Annotated in this window: 20 protein-coding genes; 3 read left to right on the top strand and 17 right to left on the bottom strand. The window is 64.9% G+C overall.

Annotated elements, in window-relative coordinates:
- Positions 1-8 precede the first annotated feature (8 nt).
- Complete coding sequence (locus GY937_18080) at positions 9-593, bottom strand: hypothetical protein (GenBank protein MCP5058613.1); 585 nt, start codon at positions 591-593, stop codon at positions 9-11.
- A gap of 250 nt (positions 594-843) precedes the next feature.
- Between GY937_18080 and GY937_18075 the strand changes: the two genes are divergently transcribed.
- The gene (locus tag GY937_18075; GenBank protein ID MCP5058612.1) at positions 844-2,415 is read left to right on the top strand and encodes a hypothetical protein; all 1,572 of its coding nucleotides are present in this window, start codon (positions 844-846) and stop codon (positions 2,413-2,415) included.
- Here the strand turns inward: GY937_18075 and GY937_18070 are convergent.
- Genes GY937_18070 through GY937_18060 form a run of 3 tightly spaced genes read right to left on the bottom strand, consistent with a single transcriptional unit; the run spans position 2,378 to position 4,412 of the window.
- Positions 2,378-2,869: an OmpA family protein gene (locus GY937_18070; GenBank protein MCP5058611.1), complete on the bottom strand. Its 492-nt coding sequence runs from the start codon at positions 2,867-2,869 to the stop codon at positions 2,378-2,380. The genes GY937_18075 and GY937_18070 overlap by 38 nt on opposite strands.
- Entirely contained in the window at positions 2,866-3,417 is a 552-nt protein-coding gene (locus GY937_18065; protein ID MCP5058610.1) for a fibronectin type III domain-containing protein, read from the bottom strand. The genes GY937_18070 and GY937_18065 overlap by 4 nt, the downstream gene beginning before the upstream one ends.
- Complete coding sequence (locus tag GY937_18060; protein ID MCP5058609.1) at positions 3,414-4,412, bottom strand: TauD/TfdA family dioxygenase; 999 nt, start codon at positions 4,410-4,412, stop codon at positions 3,414-3,416. Before GY937_18060 ends, GY937_18065 begins: the two co-directional genes overlap by 4 nt.
- Before the next feature lie 190 nt (positions 4,413-4,602).
- Here GY937_18060 and GY937_18055 point away from each other — a divergent pair, with 190 nt between their 5' ends.
- On the top strand, positions 4,603-8,454 hold the full coding sequence (locus GY937_18055) for a right-handed parallel beta-helix repeat-containing protein (GenBank protein ID MCP5058608.1): 3,852 nt from the start codon (positions 4,603-4,605) through the stop codon (positions 8,452-8,454).
- A 17-nt stretch (positions 8,455-8,471) separates the two neighbouring features.
- Here GY937_18055 and GY937_18050 read toward each other — a convergent pair whose 3' ends face one another.
- The 13 genes from GY937_18050 to GY937_17990 form a co-directional block, all read right to left on the bottom strand.
- Positions 8,472-8,879 carry a pilus assembly protein MshP gene (locus GY937_18050; protein MCP5058607.1) on the bottom strand — a complete coding sequence of 136 codons (408 nt, stop codon included), beginning with the start codon at positions 8,877-8,879 and terminating at the stop codon, positions 8,472-8,474.
- Positions 8,876-9,757, bottom strand: a complete 882-nt coding sequence (locus GY937_18045) for a type II secretion system protein (protein ID MCP5058606.1) — start codon at positions 9,755-9,757, stop codon at positions 8,876-8,878. Before GY937_18045 ends, GY937_18050 begins: the two co-directional genes overlap by 4 nt.
- Positions 9,754-10,302 (bottom strand): prepilin-type N-terminal cleavage/methylation domain-containing protein, encoded by a 549-nt coding sequence (locus GY937_18040; protein ID MCP5058605.1) that lies wholly within the window; start codon positions 10,300-10,302, stop codon positions 9,754-9,756. The genes GY937_18045 and GY937_18040 overlap by 4 nt, the downstream gene beginning before the upstream one ends.
- On the bottom strand, positions 10,232-10,741 hold the full coding sequence (locus GY937_18035; protein MCP5058604.1) for a prepilin-type N-terminal cleavage/methylation domain-containing protein: 510 nt from the start codon (positions 10,739-10,741) through the stop codon (positions 10,232-10,234). The genes GY937_18040 and GY937_18035 overlap by 71 nt, the downstream gene beginning before the upstream one ends.
- Positions 10,742-10,749: 8 nt before the next feature.
- Positions 10,750-11,214: a prepilin-type N-terminal cleavage/methylation domain-containing protein gene (locus tag GY937_18030; protein MCP5058603.1), complete on the bottom strand. Its 465-nt coding sequence runs from the start codon at positions 11,212-11,214 to the stop codon at positions 10,750-10,752.
- 99 nt (positions 11,215-11,313) lie between these two features.
- Positions 11,314-12,537, bottom strand: a complete 1,224-nt coding sequence (locus GY937_18025; GenBank protein MCP5058602.1) for a type II secretion system F family protein — start codon at positions 12,535-12,537, stop codon at positions 11,314-11,316.
- 2 nt (positions 12,538-12,539) lie between these two features.
- Positions 12,540-14,291 carry a Flp pilus assembly complex ATPase component gene (cpaF, locus tag GY937_18020; GenBank protein ID MCP5058601.1) on the bottom strand — a complete coding sequence of 584 codons (1,752 nt, stop codon included), beginning with the start codon at positions 14,289-14,291 and terminating at the stop codon, positions 12,540-12,542.
- The gene (locus GY937_18015) at positions 14,288-15,388 is read right to left on the bottom strand and encodes a tetratricopeptide repeat protein (GenBank protein ID MCP5058600.1); all 1,101 of its coding nucleotides are present in this window, start codon (positions 15,386-15,388) and stop codon (positions 14,288-14,290) included. Before GY937_18015 ends, cpaF begins: the two co-directional genes overlap by 4 nt.
- Positions 15,385-16,254 (bottom strand): AAA family ATPase, encoded by an 870-nt coding sequence (locus GY937_18010; protein MCP5058599.1) that lies wholly within the window; start codon positions 16,252-16,254, stop codon positions 15,385-15,387. The genes GY937_18015 and GY937_18010 overlap by 4 nt, the downstream gene beginning before the upstream one ends.
- 20 nt (positions 16,255-16,274) lie before the next feature.
- On the bottom strand, positions 16,275-17,969 hold the full coding sequence (mshL, locus tag GY937_18005; GenBank protein MCP5058598.1) for a pilus (MSHA type) biogenesis protein MshL: 1,695 nt from the start codon (positions 17,967-17,969) through the stop codon (positions 16,275-16,277).
- The gene (locus GY937_18000; GenBank protein ID MCP5058597.1) at positions 17,966-18,322 is read right to left on the bottom strand and encodes a general secretion pathway protein GspB; all 357 of its coding nucleotides are present in this window, start codon (positions 18,320-18,322) and stop codon (positions 17,966-17,968) included. Before GY937_18000 ends, mshL begins: the two co-directional genes overlap by 4 nt.
- On the bottom strand, positions 18,315-18,983 hold the full coding sequence (locus GY937_17995) for a type II secretion system protein M (GenBank protein ID MCP5058596.1): 669 nt from the start codon (positions 18,981-18,983) through the stop codon (positions 18,315-18,317). The genes GY937_18000 and GY937_17995 overlap by 8 nt, the downstream gene beginning before the upstream one ends.
- A complete protein-coding gene (locus GY937_17990; protein ID MCP5058595.1) occupies positions 18,980-20,563 on the bottom strand; it encodes a hypothetical protein in 1,584 nt (527 codons plus the stop codon). The genes GY937_17995 and GY937_17990 overlap by 4 nt, the downstream gene beginning before the upstream one ends.
- A 511-nt stretch (positions 20,564-21,074) precedes the next feature.
- Between GY937_17990 and GY937_17985 the strand changes: the two genes are divergently transcribed.
- Positions 21,075-21,809 carry a histone H1 gene (locus tag GY937_17985; GenBank protein MCP5058594.1) on the top strand — a complete coding sequence of 245 codons (735 nt, stop codon included), beginning with the start codon at positions 21,075-21,077 and terminating at the stop codon, positions 21,807-21,809.
- The last annotated feature ends 159 nt before the right edge of the window (positions 21,810-21,968 follow it).

Raw genomic sequence — 21,968 nt, 5'->3', positions numbered from 1 at the left:
CCGTCAAGTCAATCCGATACCGCTTCTTCGACATACGGGCCCCATGAATCGGCCCGCGACACGGCGAGAACCGATTGGCTGCGGGGGACGCAGTGCTTAGCATGACAACACTTCCGCCTTTGGTCGATACAAGGGACTAGGTACGCCATCATGTCGCTCTCGCCGAGGATCTTCCTGAGAGCCACCAGCGTCCCCGCAAGCTGGCCGCCAATCTCCACGGATTCGTGGAACGCAATCTCGGCGGCCCGGTCCCAACACCACGTGTCTTCAAAGGCTTTGATCTGCGCGGTCGACTTCCTTCCGCGCTTGTCATCAAAGAGGATGTTGTAGTCCTTTCCACTCTGGAAAGGCGGATCCAGATAGACCAGGTCAACGGACTCGTCCTTGACGTGCCGGCGCAGCACATCGAGATTGTCGCCGTAGTAGAGGCGCCCATGGATCGGACTGGAAGGCTCCGCGTCAGCCACGCGATCCGGCTCGGCAGGGGCCACGGTTGAGTAGTCCGCGGGGTCTTCGCGGTCGGCAGCGCCGGGGATGGTCTTGGGCGGGCGCGCACGCGTCTGCTTTGCGTGCTTGCGGCGGCGGGCGGCCATGGAGGAACCTCGCGGGGGGAGGCTTCTGGATCAAACGCTGTTTCGGCCTAGGGGATGTGCAAGGTCTCATCGGCCGTCCCCGCGTGCAACTGTTCGCTTTTCCCCGCGGGTCTGTGGCGTCCCTCCGGGGTAGGACACCACCAGTAGGAATTGAGCCCAGTCTTCGCAGGGCGGATTGCTTGGGGCGACCCCTCTCCCTTTGAACGATATGCTCCCCATGTGGAACGGCACGGCAGAGCCCGGATCTAGTTTGGCAACGAGCAGCAACGACCCCGTCGTCTTGTTGGGTGCCGGCCATGCGGAGGCCTTGGGCCTGCTGGAGTCGGAGGCTCCGGAGGGCCGGCGCGCCGTCCGCGTGGAAGCCGATGGCCTCGAGCCTGCGGAGTTCGCAGCGGCCGTTCTTCGCCGCCTCCGCATCGAATCCGAAGCCCAGGATCCCTGGCGTCGCTTCGAGGAAGCTGTCCGTGACCTCGGTAACGATGGCTTGTTGCTCCTCGTTTCCGGGGCTTCCGGCATGCTGAGTTCTACGGCCGCGGAGCTCCGACGTTGGATCGATCGTCTCGCCGGGAACCTGCATGTCGTCCTGGCCATGGGTCCGCCGAATGAAGCATTGCTTGCGGAGCTTGCTCCGATTTCCGCCGAGATCCAGGTCGGCGTGCTTGGCCCGAAGCCCGCAGCCGTGAGAGCCCGGCGACTGCTCGGAGAACCTCCGCGCGGCGAACGAAGTACCGGAGCGGTCACGATGGCTCAGCTCGCGAAGGCACGCCGACGCCGAACGCCGGGCCCCGAGCAAGGTCTCACGCCCGGGAGGGCGCCTGGCGAGCCCGAGCCCCGCCCTGTCCACACCCCCGAGAAGAGCGGCCTGCCCCCGCTGAATGCACCCTTCCCGGCTGACGAGGATGTCAGGTGGCCGGCACGGGAGCTTCACCCGCGGCGAGAGCCTTCCGCGACGAATTCCGACGAAGAAACGCCGGTTCCGAGGGTTGCCTGGCGCCGCGCGTTCATGAGCATCGCCGCAACGCTCATGGTGATCGGTGCAGTCTGGTGGGCCCTGGCGCCTGAGCCCTACGTCGACCGGGCTGGGGATCGGGAGCCCGTCCGCTCCGAGGTAAGCCAAGAGCCGCAAATCCAAGAGGGTCTGCCTCAGGTGTCGGTCGGCCCGCCGCAGACCGAGCCCGTCCCGAAGCCGGCACCGAGCCCAGGAGCGGGCGCCGTCCTGCCCCGGCCCGTTCCCGAGAAAACTGCGGAGCCGACCTCGGAAAACCAGGTTCGAGACGAAAAAACCCCCGCAATCCAAGCTGCTTCCCTGCTGATCGTTGAGGATTCGGTGGAACCCGAGCCTGGACAGCAGCCGCTACCGGCTGCTCCCATGGTGGCTTCGGGCGCGCCCGGTTCAGCCAGTCAGCCACCTCCTCCGGAAGCGCATGCATCGGAACCCCTGGCAGGAACACGGTCCGAGTACGTTCCACCGATCGTCCACGATCCGAAACGTGTTCCGGAAATCCTGCGCATCGGACCGCCCTCGTCGGCCGCCGTCGCCGCATCAGCCGACGGACCGGGGTCCCCGGGCGCCGTGGATGCTGACCTTCTCGCGGTCACCATCGATGCCGAGCCGGTGGCTCGCATTCACGTCGACGGTCGGCTTCTCGGCCAGACGCCGATTGCGGATGCACGCCTTCGGGAAGGTCTGCACAGCTTCAGCATCGAGTTCGAGAACGGCCAGGTCAGCGAGCGCAGTGTTCGTGTGGACACGGCCAACCAGAGCTTCCTGTTTCGGCTCGTGCCTACCGGTTCTCGATCACCACCTCGACCCGGCGATTGAGCCTGCGCCCTTCCCGGTTGTCCCTGCCGTCGGGATGCTTGTTCGGGGCCGAGGGCCGGGTCTCGCCGAGCCCCTGGGAGGTCAGCCGCGCAGGGTCGATCCCTGCCTTCCCCAGCGCGTTGGCGACCTTCTGGGCTCGACGAAACGAGAGGTCCAGGTTGTAGGCTGCGTCGCCTATGGCATCCGTATGGCCCTCGACCAGAATGGGCCGTACTTCCGGGAATTCCGAAATGACGGCCGCCATCTTCTCGGCCCGGCGCTCGGCCTTGGGCGTGAGGACGTCACTATCGAATTCGAACAAGACATCCGGCACCAGAACCACGACACCCCGCTCGGTGACCACCGCCTGGATTTCTTCCTCGGCGAAGGCGGCAACCAGGCGTTCGTTTTCTGTACGGCCTGCGCAGCCGGATGCGAAGACCAGGAGAAAGAACAGGTAGACGATGGACTTCATGGTTTCGCCGCCTCCTCCAGAGGTTCGGGAATCCGAACTCCCCCCGCAGGCGGAAACGTCTCCGCCTGCACCGGCTCGAAGCGGTCGGAGACTCGCTTCGAATCCGGTTGTTCATGGTCCGCTTCAAGCGGCACTTCAGGTGCGGCCTCAGGGGGCTCCGCCGAAACCTGCGGCAGCGCGGAACCCGGCTTCTCGGATGGAGTGACCATGATCGTCGGTGCTGCGCAGCGCTCCAACGATGGCGCCCAGCTTCCGTCGCCGAGGATCGCGCGAACCCGATAGCAAGCAGAGGCCCCCGGGGCGACATCGTCATCGATGAAGCGGCGGGCTTCGGGGCCGACGCGAGCAATCAGCGCGGGGGTCGTCTCCTCGCCCTGACGACGCTCGATCACGAATCCCAGCACCGGTTCCTCTGGCGCGCGCCATTCGATTTCGAGCTCTCCGGCTCGCACGCTCGAAGCGCCCAGGATCAGTCCAACGCCGATGACCAGTCCATGCAGCCTCTTGTGACGCTGCTCGGCGGAGAGCTGTCGAGCCTTCCAGCTCACGTACGGGCCCCTGCCGGCGACGATCCCAGGGAGAGCCAGAGCCGAAGGAGGTGACGCCCGCCCTGCCCCGCTGCGTCCTCATAGGCGGTGCGTGCGTGAAGGACTGTGTGGTTGGAGATGAACTGCATGTCGCCCGGTGCCAGCTCCATATCGAGATGAATGCCCGGAGAATGAGCGATCTCCTCGTAGAGGTCGAGGAGTTCCTGCTCGTATTCCGTGAACGCTGAAACCTCCGGATGGCGGGGAGCAGAGCGGAAGTAGTCGGTGTGATAGAATATGCGGAGTTCTCCTGCCGCATGGCGGCACGGCGCAACCGGGATCCAGCCCTGTTGGCCCGGCCGGATGTCGAGTGCGAAGGGTTCGTAGAGACGAGGGACCAGATCAGGCCGGCGGCTGAGGAGCTCGTTGTAGACGGTCACCGAGCTGGCGATCCGGCTCGCGCCTCCTCGGCGCGCGGTGCGAAGGCAGAGGAGCCCCACCGCGTCGCAGTGGAACGCGATGTCACCGGCCGTCCGGTAGCGCCGCACGAAGGGATCTCCTGCGTCCTCTCCGGTGTCGACGACATGGCCCAGCAGGTCGCCCTGGGTGTTCTGGGCGCCGGGCCAGCCGAGGTGCAGGCCGAATCCCCAGAAGACCAGCCCGGCCTCTTCGTCCGTGAGGCCCGCAATCGGCATCCCCGAGACCGCCAGGAAGCCTCGTCCCGTCGCAAGCTCCTCTCGCCAGCTGGCGATCTGCGCCTCGAGCCCCGGAATCGGAAAATCTGCCGCCGAGAGCTGAGCTTGGGGTGTTCCCGTAGAGAGTGCCCCTTCGAGTGCCCGTTCCAACTCGCCGGCTTGAGCCGTGGTGAGTCGCGTCCGCCAGTCGTCCTCCTTCAGCTCATCGCCGCGCCAGGCGGCCGGAACCTCGAGCCGGCGTTCGCAGATGCCTTCGTGAGGCCTCTCGAAGAAGTAGTGGCGGGCCTGTGCGGCATACGGTCGGTAGAGCTCTTCGGCCATCCCCAGGCAGGGTAGCCACCTGGGTTTCCGTGGGTGTCCCGAGCCGGGGTTTCCCCGGATGCTGTGTGGGGCAGACGCTGGGGTTCGGCCCCTCTGGGGGCGGACTCCAGCGCACGCGGCTTCTGATCGATACGACCGGGTAGGAAGGCGTGCGCTCTCACTGGAATTGCGCGCGGACACGAGGTGGTGTTTGTCCCCGAAGACCCGTTTTGCATTCGCGCTTGGAATGGCACTGCTGCTTTCGGGCCGCAGCGTGGCTACGGATTACTACGTGCGCACCAGCGGGAGCGACGGCAACCCGGGCACGTCGGCCGCCGCAGCGTGGCAGACGGTTCAGCATGCCCTGGACACCATGGTCCCGGGCGACACGACGTACGTCGGGGCCGGCACGTACGTGGAAGCGGTTCGTAGCGTTCGCAACGGCACCGCGGGTGCACCCATTGGGCTGATCGCGGACACCACCGGAGCCTCCACGGGAGATGCCGGGACGGTGGCGCTTACCCGCGCCGGCCAGGATGTCGTCCGTGTGACCCACGCCCACCATCTTCTGCGCGGTTTCAGCATCAGCGGCGGCCGCGACGGGCTCGAAACCGTCAACGCCGATGGGCTCGTGCTCGATCGGGTGGTGGCAACGAGCAACGGCGATGACGGCTTCGACCTCCACAACACGGATGCCACGCTCACCGATTGCACGATCGATCGTGCGCTGGCAACGGGTCTCGAAGTCACCGGCTCGGGCAACATTTCCCTTTCGGGGGCGAACGTCATCTCGAATTCCGGCGTGTATGGCGTCTTCAGCCAGGATGTGACCTTGAAAATGGCTGGAGGCACGGTTTCCGGGAACCGCAGGGGAGGAATCCGGTGCCGACGCGGAAGCCTGTCGGTCGACGCTGCGACGGTCAAGGACAACAGGAGAGACGGCATCCGATGCGACCGGGCGACCGTGACGGTTTCCGACTCGACGTTCTCGAACAACCGTACGCTGGGGATCAGGGCCGAGCGGTCGGGATCACTCACCGTTCTCGGTACGAGCATCTCGAGCAGCGGAAGCCATGGCATCTATGCAAAGGCCGTCCCCGTCGATGTCCGCTCCACCCAGATCACCAAGAGCCGGCAGAACGGAATCGTCGTCTTGAATGCCCCGAAGGGGTCGGTTCGGGACGTGAAGATCAGCTCGAGCGGTGCGCGGGGCATCCTCGCCAGAAGCTCCAAGCTCGATCTGGTCAGTGTCGCGATCACGGCGAGTGCTCGCGACGGAATTCTCGCCACGAGAGGCGGGAGCCTCGGGATCTTCGACTCCACCATCGAGAAGAGCAACAACGATGGAATCGAGGTGAACAAGGTCGAGCTGAAAGTCGTGAGCTCCCTCATCAGTGGCAGCCGCGGTCGCGGCGTCTTCGTGAGGGGGGCAAAGGGTGGCCTCTACTCGACGCAGGTCCTCGACGGCAGGAGCCACGGCGTGGATCTCCTCGGAGCCAAGAATTTTGCGCTCGTCAACTCGGTCGTCGCACGAAATGGCCGGCACGGTATCTATGCTCGCAGGGGAGCAAAGGCGAACATCTGGCATACGGTCGTCGCGGACAGCAAGGTGGCCGGCGTCCTGGTCGCCGGCGGTACGACCTTCCTCACGAACTCGATCGTGGCCCGGAACCGCCTGGGGCTCTACCTGACGGGGAAGAAGTCCAAGCTGAAACATGGCTACAACGTCTTGTGGAAGAACCGTCGAGATTTCCTCGGGACCGCCGCCGGAACGGGAGAGCTGCTCGCGGATCCGGCCTTCACGAGTTCGACGGATTTCCACCTGCTTGCAGCTTCGCCCGCGATCGATGCGGGAACGGACGCGAGCGCGACCACCGTGGTGGACCTCGAAGGAAACGCGCGACCGGAAGGGGCAGCCTATGACATGGGCCCCTATGAGCTGGCCATGCTTCCGGCCGTGGATCACTTCACCGTCAGCCATGATGGCCATGGCGTCTACTGCCTGGGGGAGACGATCCGGGTTTCCGCGATCGATTCCTTGGGGGCGGTCGTGGACGACTATACCGGGGCCATCACGCTGGATACGCAGACCGGGAATGGAACCTGGGAAGCGACGGCTGCCAACCTGGGCGGCTTCGGCGATGCGACCCCGGATGACGGCATCGCAACCTATGCGTTCGCGGATGCCGACGATGGCGTGGCGGAGTTCACGCTGACCTACTTGCAGGGCGGTACCCCCGTCGATGTGGACACCTTCGAGACGGCCAACACCGCCCTGCGGGACGACGATGCGGAAGGAACGATCGTATGGTCTCCGAGCGGTTTCGTGGTCACCGCCAACGCCCTCTCCAATCCACCGCCGGCGGTGATCAATGATCCGATTCCCACCCAGACCGCGGGCAGCGTGTTTCCGCTGCACATCACGGCCTACGGCCAGACACCCACGGATCCGACCTGCGGGGTGATCGAGTCCTATACGGGGGCACGCCCGGTTTCCTTCTGGGGTAGCCACCTCGACCCTGGCACGGGCACCCTCCTCCCAACGATCGACGCTGCGACCATCGGCAGCAGTCAAGCAGCTGCGTCAGCTCAGAAAGTGATCTTCTCGAGCGGCCACGCGATCGTTTCTGCGAAATACAAGGACGTCGGACGCATCCAGATCGACCTGGCCGATCTCACGGTCACCGAGCCTTCAGGCGGGATTCCAGGTGCGACCGGAGACTTCGTCGTACGGCCTGCTGAGCTCGAAATCGCCGCGATCCGTCGGCCCGATGCCACGTCGAATCCAGCAGTTTCGGTTCCGACAGGCGCCGTATTCGTTGCCGCGGGAACCCCGTTCGAAGTCGACGTTCGCGTCCTCGACGCCGAGGGAAGCCTGACGCCGAATTTCGGGCAGGAAGTCAGCCCCGAAGGCCTCACGATCCGGGCGTCGACCCTGGTTGCACCTGCAAGCGGCCGCAACGGAACTTCCGGAGCCGGCACGATCCTGAACGGCTCCAGTTTCTCGGCTGTCACGCCAACCGGGACCTTTCGCGGCTCGAGCTTTGGTTGGGACGAAGTCGGCGCAATTCGGCTCGAGGCGAGCGTGACCGATGGGAGTTACCTCGGCACCGGACCGTTCGTCGGTGGAGAATCCGGCACGGTCGGTCGTTTCACCCCGGCGTCCTTCGATGTCGCGCTGAATGCGCCCAGCTTCGAGAGTGCGTGTACCCCCGGTGCCTTCACCTACGTGGGCCAGGAAGTGGCTTTCGCCGCCGGACTCGAACCAGAAGTCACGGTGACGGCCTTGAACGCCCAGGGGACGACGACCGAGAACTACACCGGGACCTGGTTTCGCCTCGACGCGGCAAGCCAGACTGGTTTGGCCTTCCTCGCCGCCTCGGGAGCCCTCACGGCCGCCGGGCCCAATCCGCCGACCGTGAGCCCGCTGGGCTCTGGGCGGGGCCGGGTGCGCTTCGACAACGGTCCCGACGTTGGATTTCAGCGAACGGCCCCCGTGGCTCCCTTCGACGGCGAAATCGAGCTTCGTTTCGATCTCTTCGACCAGGATGGCGTGGCTCCCACCAGCGCCAACCCGGTGCGCTTCGGCCAGGCCGCAGCCGGTCTCGGCATCTCGTTCAGCGCGGGAAAGGCTCAGCGTTTCGGGCGCATGGTCATCACCAATGCTCATGGTTCCGAACTCACCACACTCGGCGTGCCACTTGGCAGCGAGTTCTGGAACGGCAGCGCCTTCGTCGATCACACCGCTGATGTCTGCACGACGGCGGCTACGGCCTGGCTCGGCCTCACGCCTCAGCCCGGAAGTCTTTCGACCTCACCTACCATCGGCAACAACCCGCTGATCGCCGGAGATGCGGGGCTGGTGCTCTCACCGCCTGGTGTGGGTCAGACCGGCCACGTGGACCTCCTCTTCGACCTCACCACCGGAACCGGGGCCGATCTGCCGTGGCTGTTCGGTGATTGGAATGGAGACGGTGGTTGGCTCGAGAGTCCGACCGGGCGCGCGACGTTTGGCATCTTCGCTGGTGAAGGTCGGACCATCTACGTGCGGGATGCCTACTGAACGGCCCTGCCCCCGCGCTAGCTCCCCTGGTGGAGACTCGCGCGAACCCGGCGACGCACATAGTCCGCGCTACCGAACGAGCCGTATTCGCCCACCGAATCGAGTTCAAAGATCGTCGATGTGGTTGCGGCTTCGACATGGGCCGTACTGGTGCAACTGACCGCCACACTGAAGCCTTGAAGGCCCCCCTCGGTAAGGGTCAGGGTGGTATTCGGCGGACAGGCACCCGCCGAGATCGCGTTGTGAGCCGCCCACTGAAGGCCGCTTCGCGCGGCTTGATCCGCACGCAGCGCCTGCAGGGAGAGGCTTGCCGTCCTGCGCTGCACGCCGCTGAGCGAGATCATTGCGAGACCCGAAGCGGCCAGGACGATGAGTACGAAGATCGCAGTCACCAGACCGAAACCCTGCTCGCGCTGCCGCCTCACGGCGCGTTCTCCACATGGATCTGGTGCAGGAGAGTGACGGTCTCGGTTCCCTCCGTCACTCCCAATTCCATCGTGAGCAGACCGGAGCGGCTCGAGGTGCCCGCGACGTAGGTGAAGATGCAAGCGCTCACACCCTCGACCACCAGAGCACTCGAACCGCCCGCGAGTGGGGCGGCAGCCGGATTGTTGGGCTGGGCTGCATGGAAGCCGTAGCTGGAATGGCGCGTCAGGGTTCCGGCGGTCGTGTCGCAGCGGTAGGTGAGAGGCGGTGCAATCAGGTAGAGGCGTTGGTCAGGCGATTCGAGCAGGAAATCGAAAGCGGCGGAAAGCGCAAGCTGGTCTTCGTCGCCATCGTCGAGGACAGTGATCGTCGTGGCGGAGGGAGTCACCGTCGAGGGCGACGCATCGGCGGCCGCACTCGCGTAGACGTTCGTGCTGGTGTTGTAGACGGCGATTCGCATCTCGGCACCCAGCGCCACGCCGTAGGTGAATCCGAGGTTTTGAAGGCGCCCGAGGAGGTTCCACGAATCGTCCCCCGTGAACGCCAGAACGTCGCTGGCAGCCGTGTGGTCGATCGTCGAAGGGTTCACCCCGGGTTGCCTCCGGTAGCGGGCACCGTCCTGGGTCGGGATGAACTCGAGTGTTCCACCGCCTCCGGTGAGGCGGAGGCTGTTGGGCAGAGCGGATCGTGTTTCGCGCTCGACGTGGTGCAGTGCATTCTCGGCGCCGTCTACGAGGCGAACTCTGCGTGCGACATCCTCGTAGGCCAGGATCGGCTGTTGGATCGAGGTCATCAGGAGCCCCGCCAACAATCCGGTAATCGTGAGCGTCACGACCAGCTCGATGAGGGTAAAGCCTGTGGTCCTTCGGGCGGTCACAGGCGGGTCCTGTAGCCACTGACGGTGAAATCGGTGTGTGTTCCGAAATTGACCCGGACGTCCACACGGACGACATCTGCCGGGCCCGTGAGCCCCCCGAGGTTGGGGCTCGTGTCGATCTGGACCCGTACGCGATAGCCGGTCAAGCCCGCGATGGCCGTATCCTGTTGGTCTCGGGCGCCGTTGTCATCGAGCCCCTGGTAGTCGCAGACGTTGTCCCAGAGGGTTCGGGTGACCTCGGCGGAGGGACAAATACCTCCTCCGGCGCCGAGATCCGGATCGTAGAACGATTTCAAGAGGATCTCGGAGAGGTACGCGTCCGCCACGGCGCTGGCCTGTTGACGAATCATCGGGTCGGCGCTGGAGCCGACGGTCACCCGGATGACTTGGAGGGTGCCGACCAGCGCGACCGCGATGATCGTGATCGAAACGATCAGCTCGACCAGCGTCACCCCCGCCTGCAGCCGCTTCGACTCACGGAGACCGGACAAGACCCGTCGCTCCCACCACGTCGATGCTCCGGGCTCCGATCGTGAATGTCGCATCCGAGACGACGCCGCCCGCATCCGTCGCACGTCCCTGGGAATCGAAATGGAGTGGATTGACCGTACCTGCCAAGGCGATGCCCGTTGGCATGCTGCCGGCGTAGCCCGGCTTACCGGTTCCCGGGTGGAAGACCGCCTGGCCGAAGGCTCCGCTGTTGCAGTTGGCCCGGTGGTCGAGGGTCCAGGTAGAGGCAGTCACCTGGACACGAATCTCGCAGGTGGTCACGAGGGCCAGCTTCTGGCCGAAGCGTAGTGCAGCCGCCATCTCGTCTTTCGCGAGGCGCTCGTCGAATGTCCGACGCTCGAAGAAGCGGGGCGCGGAGACACCCGCCAGCAGGCCGAGAATGACCAGGGCAAGAACCAGCTCCGTCAGGTTGAAGCCCTGCTCCCTCCGGGATCGCTTCCAGCCGCCGCCGCGCGAGAGGCGCGCGGAGCCCAAGACGAGGCCTAGTTTACGAAGCCGGTGGCGGCGTCGTAGGTGAAATTACCGCCGCCAGCGCCGGCCAGGGAAAAAGTGCCTGTTCCCGCGCCGGCTGCTGGCGTCTCGGTGGAGGTCCAGCCATTCGGCACAGCGCCGGTCATGATGAGGCCGTAGAGTTCGGCCGCGGTGTTCTGCGTTGCGTTCGCGTTGTCGATCGTGGGCCAGCCTGTAGCACTCATGTTCACGGTCGTGCCGCTCATCGAAATGGTGGCCGGTGCCGTTCCAGCAGCGAGCCATTGAGCGTGCGCCAGCTGGATGCCTGAAGAGAAGCCGCCTCGCACGCCGTTGAACGCCGCTGTGCGCGCGTTCGAGGTCAAATCAACGAACTTGGGAAGTGCGATGGCCGCCAACAGCCCCAGAATGGCGATGACCACCACCAGTTCGATCAAGGTAAAACCTGATCCGCGTCGAGCGTTTGCTTGATTGGTCATAGAGCCCTCATTCCTTCGGCCAGGGTTCCGCTACCCCGGAATAATTCCAGTCGTGGAAGAAAGATCGGCGAGTCTCGGATTGCACTTGAGCTGCTAGTTTCAGCCGAGCGCAGCTCCTGCCAGGTTCCACATGGGCAGATAGATGCCCAACGCCATCAGCAACACGATCCCGCCGACGCCTACGATCAGGATCGGCTCGATGGATTCGGTCAGGCGCTTCAACTCGTACTCGACCTCGCTCTCATAGGTCTCGGCAATCTCCACGAACATTTCCGTGAGCATTCCGGTCTCCTCGCCGACGGCCATCATCTGTAGGACGAGAGGATCGAAGACCTCGGAGGCTGCAGCCGCGCGGGTGAGGGTTTCCCCGTGCTCGATGTTCTGCCCGAGGCTTTGCACGCGCTCCGCGATGAACTCGTTGTCGAGTGCCCCGGCGATGATCCGAAGCGTCTCGAGCATGGGGACACCGGCACGGGATGTCACCGCGAACCCTCGAGCGAAGCGAGCCAACGTCGCGCGAAATTCGATGAAGCCGACGAGCGGGATCTTCAGCTTGGCGCGATCCCAGCTGAGGCGGCCTTCGGGGGTCTTCAAGAAGGCACGCACCGCCAAACCGAGCGCGCCGAGGATGCCCACGCCATAGGGCCAATAGGCCACGGTCCACTTGCTGCTCGTCATGATCAGCTTCGTGGCCCACGGCAAATCCGCACCGAGTTCGTCGAAGGCTTGCGCAAAGGCCGGAATGACCCACATGTTCACGACGACCAGCGCACCGAAGATGGCCGAGATCACGATCATCGGATACCGGAGAGCGGCCTTCACACGGCGCTTGTTCTCACGATCTCCCTCGAGGTACTTGCCCATCTGCTCGAAAGCATCATCGAGCTGACCGGTATTCTCGCCGATCTGCACGATGCTGAGGAACAACCGCGAGAAGACTTCTGGATGGAACGCCAGGCTTTCCGAGAGCTCCCGGCCAGAACGCAGACCTTCGAGCATGTCGACGAGTACTTCCCGGAACGCCGGATTGCGGGTCGACTCGGCCAATCCAGTGATGGACCGAACGATCGGGACACCCGCTCGCGCCAGACGGTGCATCTGGCGGCAGAAGAAGATCAGGTCCTCCTGGGTGACCCGCTTGCGGCGCAACGAGATTTCTCGTGAGGGACGGTTCTCCGATGATTCGCGAGTCGCTTCGATCCGAACCGGTGTGGCGCCTGAATCACGGACGAAGGCCGCAACCTCCGCCGGGGAAGCCGCATCGTATTTCGCTTCGATGAGCGCGCCGTCGTGGCCCCGCGCCGTATAGGCAAAGAGCGCCATGACTACTCGTCGTCGCCCGAAAGTTCCGCCTCGGCCTCCGTGGCCAGCCGGATGACTTCTTCGAGGGTCGTCAGGCCCGCCCGGGCATAATCCATTGCGCAGGCCACCAGGGATCGGAAATCGGGATCCTCTTGAGCCGTGCGCATATAGAGCGCGGGGTCGCCCTGCCGAAGCGCATCGGCCAGGGCCTCGCCCATCGTCAACAGTTCGTAGACTCCAACGCGCCCTTTGTAGCCGGTCCCGTTGCATTGGGTGCAGCCAGGGCCCCTCTTGAACTGGAGGCTTTCGGCACGGTCGCCAAGCGCGGCATCCAGCCACGCCTGCTCATTGGCATTCGGTTCAGTCTCCGTGCCACAGCTCTTGCACACCCGGCGAATCAGCCGCTGTGCCATCACGCACTGGAGGGACGAAGCCACCAGGTATCCCTCCGCACCCATGTCTGCCAGGCGGAGTGCGGCCGAGGGCGCATCATTCGTGTGCAGGGTCGAGAGGACGAGATGCCCCGTCATCGCAGCCCGCAGGGCAATCTCGGCCGTTTCGCTGTCGCGCATCTCTCCGATCATCACGATGTCCGGATCCTGGCGGAGCGCGGAGCGCAATACGCTCGAGAACGTGAGATCGATCTTGGAGTTGACCTGGACCTGGTTGATCCGGGCCATCTGGTACTCGACCGGGTCTTCGACCGTGATGATCTTCTTGCTCGCCTGATTGACCTCTCGCAAGGCCGCGTAGAGCGTCGTCGTCTTGCCGCTTCCGGTTGGGCCGGTGACGATGATCAACCCGTGCGGGCGGCTCAGCGCCTGCCGGAATCGGGTTCGAATGGTCTTCGGCATCCCGAGATGCTCGATCTTCAGCTGGTCCTCGCTTTGATCGAGGAGTCGCATGACCACGGATTCCCCGTGCTGAATCGGCATCGTCGAGAGCCGCACATCGATGGTTCGACCACTCACCTTGATGTTGAAGCGACCATCCTGGGGCAGTCGCTTCTCGGAGATGTCGAGGCCACTCATCAGCTTGAGCCGGAGGACCACCGCCGCCGCGATCCTGGGGCCGGCGACGACCTGCTCGCGAAGGACTCCGTCCACTCGCTGGCGAACCCGAAGAGCTGCTTCATCCGGCTCGATGTGGATATCCGACGCACCGGTCCGGATGGCATCCTCGAAGAGTGACTGCAACAACTTCGCAACCGGCGCCTCGGCTGCCTCATCACCGACCGGGAGATTGCGGACATCGAAATCGGCATCATTGGCGGCGAGCTCTTCGCCGAGTTCGGCAGCGAGATCGGTGAGTTCATCCTTGTCCTGGTAGATCCGATCGATCGTCTGGAGGAGATCGGCCTCTCGCACGATCGCCTGCCGCAGGGGGCGCCGGAGAATCCGTGCGAGTTCGTCCTGGGCAAACAGGTCCGTCGGGTCGGCCATCGCAACCGCGAAGTCGCGGCCCGTGTCCTCGAGCACGATGGCCCGAAAACGTCGTGCGTGGGTCTCCTGAAGCTTGCGAACCACATCCGGATCGCATTGATAGTCGCGAAGGTCCACGAACGGAATCCGGAGCTGACGGGAGAGGAGCCCCAGCATCGCGTCCTCGGTCACGAAACCCAATTGAACGAGGGTCTGACCGAGGCGGCGCCCCGCCTTCTTCTGCTCGGCCAGGGCCGTCGTCAGCTGATCCTCGGTGATCAACTCGTTCTGGACGAGCAGCTCACCGATTCGAATCTTCTTGCGCGGGCTGGGTGCGGGCTGTTCCTGGCTCATCTCGAAGCCTCCGTGGGCGTGCCCTCACCGAGCGCCGCTACGCGGAGCCGGGCGTGGCGCGCCAGCACGGTCGGAAGCGCCGGATCGTCGAGCGCATGACGGAGTGCAATGTTGGCTTCCGCCGTCCTGCCGAGCGCCTCTGCCGATACGGCGAGGCCAAACCAGTGGCGCCCGCGTTCCGGATGTCGCTCGACCAGTTCTCGGTAGGCCGCAAGCGCCTCAGGGTGCCTCTGTTCTCTCTGAAGCAAGGCTGCCCGCAAGGAGTGCAGCTCCGATGCTTCTGCGAGCTCAGGTAGCGGAGCTTCGAGCAAGGCGAGTGCCGCCGAAGCTCCCTCGAGTTCGAGTTCCAGGCGGGCGGCCAACATCCACAGCGCAGGATCGAGCGGCTTCGTGGCAAGGCCCGGCTCGAGCCAGGCTCGCGCTCGGGCGGGAAGACCGGCCTCGAGCAGTCGCGTCGCACCTCGCGAATAGAGCGAAATCCGGGTCGGATCGAGGGCCAGGCCTCGGCTCCACGCGTCGATGCCTGCATCGAACCTCTGGGCAGCGAACAGCTGCTCGCCCTCGAGAACCAACTGCGAAGCAAGCTCATCATTCGAAAGCGGTGCATCCGGTGTCCACTCCGGTTCCGATTCGACGGGAGCACGGGGTGGAGTGAGAGGCGCTATTGCCGCCACAGCAGAGGCAACTGGCGGCGGTGACGTTGCTTCGGCTTGCGGAGTTTTCGATTCCGGCTCGGCGGGAATCGGACCGGGCTGCTCGGCTGCAAGCGAGAACTCCGGCGGAACCGCTGGAGCGGGTGCGGCCGGTGGTGGCGACGAGACGGACGGAAGGGTCAACGTGTCGGAGGCTTCGGGTTCGACCATCGCCTCGGGAGCTTGGCCGCGAAATTCCGGAGCAGGGTCCGCGGTGCCGAAAACAATCCAGCTCACTGCGGCGATCCCGCAGACAGCCAGGCTCGCGTGCCCCACGCAGATCCACGCCAAGCGGCGGAGGTTTCGCCGCCCCGATGCGGCCTGCAAACCCGTCGTTCGCGGGTGGAGATCCCCTTGCCCAGATCGACGATCCAGATCCTCGAGCATGTCGTTCACCAGGCTCACAGGCGGGTTCCTTCCCAGCGAGGCGGTTCGTTCGCGCCGGAGCTCGGGGCCAGCCGCACGGCGGGAGCCGAATCGGCTACGGCACGCCTCGCACTTCGCCCCCCGACTCGCGCCTCGCCTCGGCCATAGGCTGCCATCAGGGCTTTGTGACAGAGCACGTTGACGAGGCGGGGAATGCCCGCGCTGGCCCGGTGGATCGTTGCAATGGCGCGACCCGTGAAGATCTCTCCATCCGAACGGCCAGCGGCGATCAGACGTTGGTCGACGTATTCTCGCACTTCGCGTCGCCGCATTCGCTGCAGGACATGGGAGAAGGTGATTCGCTGTGCCAGCTGGCGCAGCTCGACCGTGTGCAGGCGCGCATCCAATTCCGGTTGACCGACGAGGAGTACCTGCAGGAGTTTTCGGCGCCGGGTCTCCAGGTTGGTGAGCAAGCGGATCGATTCGAGACCTTCGTTGGAAAGCGCCTGGGCCTCATCAACGATCAACAAGACACTTCGACCCTCCTGGTGAATCTCCACCAGCGCTTCGCGGATGTACTCGAGAAGCTCCTGGGCATCGAGGCTGCGCGGGAACGGAACGCCAAGCTCCTGCGCAAACGCCTTTCTCACTCCGAGGGGCGAGAGCATCGGATCCGGCAGGTAGGCCGTGACGAAGGCCTCGGGCAGCTCGGCGAGCAGGTGACGGCAGAGCAATGTCTTTCCCGTGCCGACCTCTCCCGTGATCTTGACGAAGCCCTCGCCACTGCCGACCGCGAAGCGGACGACGTTCATGGCTTCGTGATGCGTCGGAAGATTCACCCGGAAGTTCGGATCCGGCGTGAGGCCAAACGGTGCACAGCTCAATCGAAAATGGTCCAGGTACATGGCGACGCCCTCCTCCCCGGCTACGGGGCCCGGAGGTAACCCTCGGACGGCAACATCTCGTCGGCGTGATCGCTCATGGTCCCGAGGCGATCCCGGGTGGCGTCGAGCACCGAGCCCCAGGTGCCGTGCTCTACCACGGTGGGGCGCAGCAAGATCACCAGCTCGACCTTGCGGCGGGTATCTGCTTCCTGCCGGAAGGCCCGGCCAAGGACCGGGATCCGGGAAGCGATCGGCAAGCCGGCGGTATCGTCGGTTTCGATGTCCTCCATCAGGCCACCGATCACCACGAGCTCACCGCTACGGGCCTGCACCACCGTGTCGGATTCCCGAATGGTGCTGAACGCCAGCGGAAGAGACTGGATCTCTCCGCCAACCGTGACGGTCTTCGTCTGATCGACGACCTTGCTGACCGATGGGTGGATATGCAGGACGACATTTCCCTCCGCGCTGATCTGCGGAGTCACGTCGAGGGCGATCCCCGAGAAGAAGGGCGTCAGCTCGATATCCGGTGTCGTCGTCGTGGCGGTCCCCGTGACGGTCGTACTGGACACGTCGGTCACGAAGAATTCATCGTTGCCCACCTTGATCACGGCTTTCTGATTGTTCACCGTGGAGATCCGGGGGCTGGAGAGGATATGCACCCTGCCCTGGGTCTCGAGGAGCTGGATGAAGGCGAGGAAATGGTTGGCCGCGGCCGCCACCGTGAAGGCGCCACCGAAATCCAATGTGCCGAGGATGTCGTCGATCGGAAGGTCGAGATCCGGATTCAAGACCCCGGTTCCCGCTGCGATATCCGAGACGGTCGAATCCGGGAGCGAGCCGAGGCCCGTTGTTCCGAACACATAGCGAGCGTCATCGTGAGTGATGAGCTGGGCCCAGTTGACGCCGGCCCGGTACTCATCACTCAGCTCGACCTCGAGGATCTTCGCCTCCAGGATCACCTGCCGATGAAGACTGCGCTCGATCGTCGCAAGAAAGGCCTCCACCTCACGAAGTTCCGTCGGAGCGGCACGGACCACGACGATACCGGCCTGAGGTGACGGAATGACCGAGCGGCCCTCCCCTCCTCCGACCAACATCTCGAGCGCGCTGACCAGTTCGGCCCAGAAATCGGCGCGGGTACGGGTGTCGAGCATGCTGCCCGAAACCACGCCATCCCCACTCGCGGTGCTATCACTGCTGGTGTCGACGTTTCCAGATGCACTCTCACTCACATGGCCCGAGCTGACGCGCGTCAATGAAGTGCCGTAGCGTTCGATGTTCAGGTAGTCGACGGGAAAGACACGGCTCTGCAACCCACCGGGCATGACGTGGAAGCCGTAGGGCGTCCTGCGGTAGGCATAGCCGTAGGCGTCGCGGGTGGCTTCGAGGACCTCTGCGAGGGTCACGCTCTTCAGCGCAAGCGAGATGCTCCCCGAGACCTTCGGGTCGATGACCATGTTGTAGGCGGTCCCCTCGACCAGCGAGGTAAAGAACTCGCGGGCGGGTGCACCGACGACGCTCACATCGAAGCGAGCGTCGGGAGTCGGCTCGGCCCGCTCGGGCGCGACGAAATCAGGCAGAAGCGCATCCTGGACGTCCGGCGGCAACCGCTCGGCGAGTCGACCGCGCGAGGCATCCGGCTGGACCGTTGGCGCGGGCTGGGGCGGCGAGGCACAAGCCATCACCAACAGCAGCCCCCCCACCAGCAGCCGATGCCGCTCGTGAAATCTCATTCTTCGTTCTCCTTGGCCGGGGCCTGCTTCACCGCAGGTGTCTGGTACAGAGCCCAGATCTCGCGCCCCTTCCCGTTCGGTCTTTCGACGTGTACGGCGGAAGCTTCGATCGAGACGACGCGCAGCCCTCCGATCGAGTCTCCAACCCGCAGCGTCGTTCCATTCACGACAGCGAATCTCTCTTCACCGCGGGTGACGATCGAGGTGGGGCGCGGCCCAGCAGCTTCCGCACCGAGAGGGCTCGCGCTCGACAACGCCGCCGGGGGTTGCGTGGGATCGATCTGATCCTCTGCGTTGGCCGTCGCCGAAAGCAAGAGGATCACGACGATGCATGTGCAGCGGAGATCAAACACCGATCCACTCCTTCTCGAAGCTCAGCGTGAACAAGTGCAGGGTCACCCGGGCCTGGGGATGTGCCGTCACTTCATAGTCGAGGCGATCCAGCCGAACTCCGGTGTCCCCGGTTTCCAGGGCGTTCACGTAACGGAGAGCTGCGAAGTAGCTGCCTTCCGTTTCGAGCACGATGTCATGGCGATAGAGGGCGGGCCGTCCGGAAGCGGCGCCGGGTTCCAGCTTCTCCTCTCCCACGGGTCTGGGCTCGGCCGTTTCCAATCGCACCAGACGGAGCTCGCGTTCGGCCGCGACGAGTTCTTCGAGAACGCGGGCCGCTTCCGCGGGCGCAACCAGGCGCGTCTGACGCTCGGCCAGCTTCCCCTCGAGGCTCTGCAGGGCTTGTTTCAGGGCCTTCTCGCGCTTCGTCAGCTGCGCACCGGGGCCGTTCTCCAAACGAGCCGAGAGAACGCTTGCCTGTCCGTTGACCAGGCCCAACTCATCTGCAGCAGCTTCGAGCGAGCCGAGCAGGCCCTCTCGCTCACGCATCAGCGGGTCGATCAGCCCGAACGAGACCACGCAGTACACGGCCGCGACGCTGGCGATGACGACCAGCCATCGCTCCCGCTCGGAGAGGGCCTCGAAGCGTGCGATCAACTTGGCTCGGAGCTGCTCGAAGTTCACTGCGGGCCCTCCCAGCCTGGATCGCCGGAACCGGGCTCCTCAGAAGGCGAGGTTTCGAGCATGAACTCGATCCGTCCTCCCCCGTCTTCGGGACGATGGATCCGGACGTTCTCGAAGCTCACACCGTCGAAGGCCGGCTCCGCCATCAAACGCGCGAGTAGGAGTGGCATCCGATCCGGCCCGAGTGCAGCACCCTCGAGGGTGAGCGCGCGCCCCTCGTCTCGCAGCTGAATGCGCGTCAGCCACAGGCCAGGAACGGGTCGCTCGGCCAAGGCGGTCAGAAGGCTGGCGAAAGATCGGCCAGGGCCACCATCGCCTTCGAGCTGTTGCAACAAGGTCGCCTGGGCGCGGCGTTTCGCTTCCAGCGCATCGACGCGGGCCTGCTGGGTCGGATCCGCCTCCGCCCGGGCGATCTCGGCTCCGAGGGCGCTCAACCGAGCCCGGGTAGCCTCTCCCTGGCTCTCGAGCGCAGCAAGCTCACCGCGCAGGCTCTGCGCCTGGAGTTGGTCGACACCAAACTGGAGCATGCCGAACACGGCCACGGCGGCGGCCATCTGCGCCAGCGATCGAAGGGTTGGGCCCGCGTACGCCTCGCGCTTCGGAACCAGTTCTGCGGTGAACAGGTTGCCGGGGCCGATCGCGGCTCCGGCGGCCGCCAGGGTCTGAGCCTGCTCGGCAGCGCCCGGAGAGGCTTCGCCGGGAAAAAGTCGCGTCAGATCGAGGAATTCGACCTGGAGGCGGAGGTTTTGCTCGAGGTACGGAGCCAACGCAGAGAGATCGCTCTCGGCTGGGCCCACGACCACTCGGCGAACCGGACTGCGCCCGAACTCGCTCTCGACGTAGTCGAGTGATCGCTGCAGTTCGAGCAACAAGCTCTCGAAGGCCGGCGCGGTCTCCTCACTCGGGCCTTCGGGATTTCCGCCGTCATTCCACTCCACGGCTCTGTCGTCCCCAAGGCTGTCGGCGTCGATGCCGAGGCGCCTCGAGACGTGAAGCTCCCCGCGCTCGCCGACGACCAGCAAGCCTGCTTTCGGCCGCAGATCGAGCACGGCGACGCCCGGCTGGTCGCGATCCGGATCCGCCAACGCGAGCAACGCGCGCTCGCGGACCTCGAACCCGACGGGCTGAAGGCCCGCCCGGCGTGCCTGCTCCAGGCGCTGCCGCAACCCGTCGCCCCGGCCCGCCGCAACGACGATCTTCCGAACTCGGGTCCAGCCTTCATCGACCGGAATCTCGAGCAGATCGATCCAGGCCTCCTCGGCGGGAAAATCGAGAAGATCCTGGACGAGCCATCGGACGGATTCGCACCGTTCCTCCTCGGGTACATCCGGGGCCTCCACGACGCGAAGCACGCAGTCTTCTTCCGCAGGCACAAGGACACAGCGCGCTCCCGCCAGACCTTGGGCTTGCACCCAGCTCCGAAGGGCGTCCGTGTCGTCCGGAAGGACGGCGGATGCCGCGAGGCCAAGGCCCGCAGGTGTGTCCTCCAGATGGACGAGGGCCAACTGACCATGGCCCCATGCAAGGCCCACGCTTCCGCCGGCGCGCTCTCCTCTGCCCCAAAGCGATGCGAGTGCCACAACCCTCCCCTGCGGTGGCGTGCCGCCCGTAGCCGGACAGCCATTCCTTTCCGAGCGGGAGCCCTCCGCTCCCGTTGGAATGGCTATCGGTGATGTGCAGGTGCGAGTTGAGCCCCGTGGGGTCCGATCGCTTCTTCGCGCTGCTCCATGGGAAGCAAACGCATGCTCCCCTCGGGGCCCAATCGGCCCCGAACATTGGCGAGACGCAACTGCTGCGCTATAGGCAAACCGCCCCCTGTCGCCCGGAGATTCCTCCCTCGGGGCGAGCCGACGGATCGGGAGATCGACCGCTGCTCGCACATATTGCGACGGAAACCGGGCCCATCGTGCCTGACCACAAAGAAAGGCGCTCCTTGGCGTTGGGACAAGTGCATGTGCTCTCTCAGCCGGATTTCTCGCCCTGTTGCCTTGGCGGCATAGCGGATCTTTTCACGGACATGGCGCACCTGCAGGCTTTTTCACACATCCCGTGTACACCTGACGATTTTTTCCCCGCAGTCGGAGGCCCACTATGAGCCCGGCCCGGAAGGCCACGACCAAGAAGACGACCAAGAAAACCACGAAGAAGGTCGTCCGAAAGAAGCCTGCAGCGAAGAAGGCCACCAAGAAAAGGGCGACACCGAAGAAGGCCGCACCCCGGAAAGCCGCGAGGAAGGCCACCAAGCCGGCGGCGAGGAAGACCGTCAAGCCGACGGCCAAGAAAGCGGCTGCTTCCAGGAAGAAGGCCACTGCGCCCGCCAAGAAGGCAGCGGCTTCCAAGAAGAAGGCCGCGGCGCCCGCGAAAAAGGCAGCTGCTTCCAAGAAGGCAAGCGCGCCGGCGGCCAAGAAGGCAGCGGCTTCGAAGAAGGCGGCCAGGCCGGCGAGCAAGAAGGCGGCCCGCAAACGCAAGAGCGAGTTCGCCCCTGCCGAGCCGGCGAGCCCGGAGCCGAAGCCCGGGCTCGGCTACAAGTGGGTCTGTTACGCCTGTGAGGCCAAGTTCTACGATCTGGGCAAGGAAGAGCCGATCTGCCCGAAATGCGAGGCCAACCAGCGGGAGCGGCCCAAGGAGGTCGCCGCTGCAGCTGCCGCGGCCGCCAAACCGGCGCCCCGCCGCAAGCGTCCGGCCGCGCAACCGATGTCACGCCTTCTCGACGAAGAAGATTCCAACGAGCAGCAGTTCGAAGAAGAAGACGACACGGCAGCCGAGCTCGATATCGGAAAGCTCGGGGGCGGATTGATCCAACCGAGCAGCCAGGACGACGACTGACGGCCGGAGCCCCCTGGATCTAGTCCCTTGTATCGGCCAATTCAGGTGGTCCTACCATCCTGCGCTCCCCCGCGGGTTGACCAGCGACACGACGAGTCCTGCTGTGGGGCGATCTCGGGATGGCACCACCGTCAAGATGGATCGAACCACGGCACTAGT

This window comes from bacterium, assembly GCA_024228115.1.
Classification (GTDB): Bacteria; Myxococcota_A; UBA9160; order UBA9160; family UBA6930.
Note: the sequence above shows the minus strand (reverse complement) of the source record. Positions and strands in the feature narration are given on the sequence as shown.

What these genes read in the sequence shown, in the direction of transcription:
- GY937_18080 (MCP5058613.1), bottom strand. Translation starts at nt 593, where the DNA reads ATGGCCGCCCGCCGCCGCAAGCACGCAAAGCAGACGCGTGCGCGCCCG.
- GY937_18070 (MCP5058611.1), bottom strand. Translation starts at nt 2,869, where the DNA reads ATGAAGTCCATCGTCTACCTGTTCTTTCTCCTGGTCTTCGCATCCGGC.
- GY937_18060 (MCP5058609.1), bottom strand. Translation starts at nt 4,412, where the DNA reads ATGGCCGAAGAGCTCTACCGACCGTATGCCGCACAGGCCCGCCACTAC.
- GY937_18040 (MCP5058605.1), bottom strand. Translation starts at nt 10,302, where the DNA reads ATGCGACATTCACGATCGGAGCCCGGAGCATCGACGTGGTGGGAGCGA.
- GY937_18030 (MCP5058603.1), bottom strand. Translation starts at nt 11,214, where the DNA reads ATGACCAATCAAGCAAACGCTCGACGCGGATCAGGTTTTACCTTGATC.
- GY937_18025 (MCP5058602.1), bottom strand. Translation starts at nt 12,537, where the DNA reads ATGGCGCTCTTTGCCTATACGGCGCGGGGCCACGACGGCGCGCTCATC.
- cpaF (MCP5058601.1), bottom strand. Translation starts at nt 14,291, where the DNA reads ATGAGCCAGGAACAGCCCGCACCCAGCCCGCGCAAGAAGATTCGAATC.
- GY937_18010 (MCP5058599.1), bottom strand. Translation starts at nt 16,254, where the DNA reads ATGTACCTGGACCATTTTCGATTGAGCTGTGCACCGTTTGGCCTCACG.
- mshL (MCP5058598.1), bottom strand. Translation starts at nt 17,969, where the DNA reads ATGAGATTTCACGAGCGGCATCGGCTGCTGGTGGGGGGGCTGCTGTTG.
- GY937_17985 (MCP5058594.1), top strand. Translation starts at nt 21,075, where the DNA reads ATGAGCCCGGCCCGGAAGGCCACGACCAAGAAGACGACCAAGAAAACC.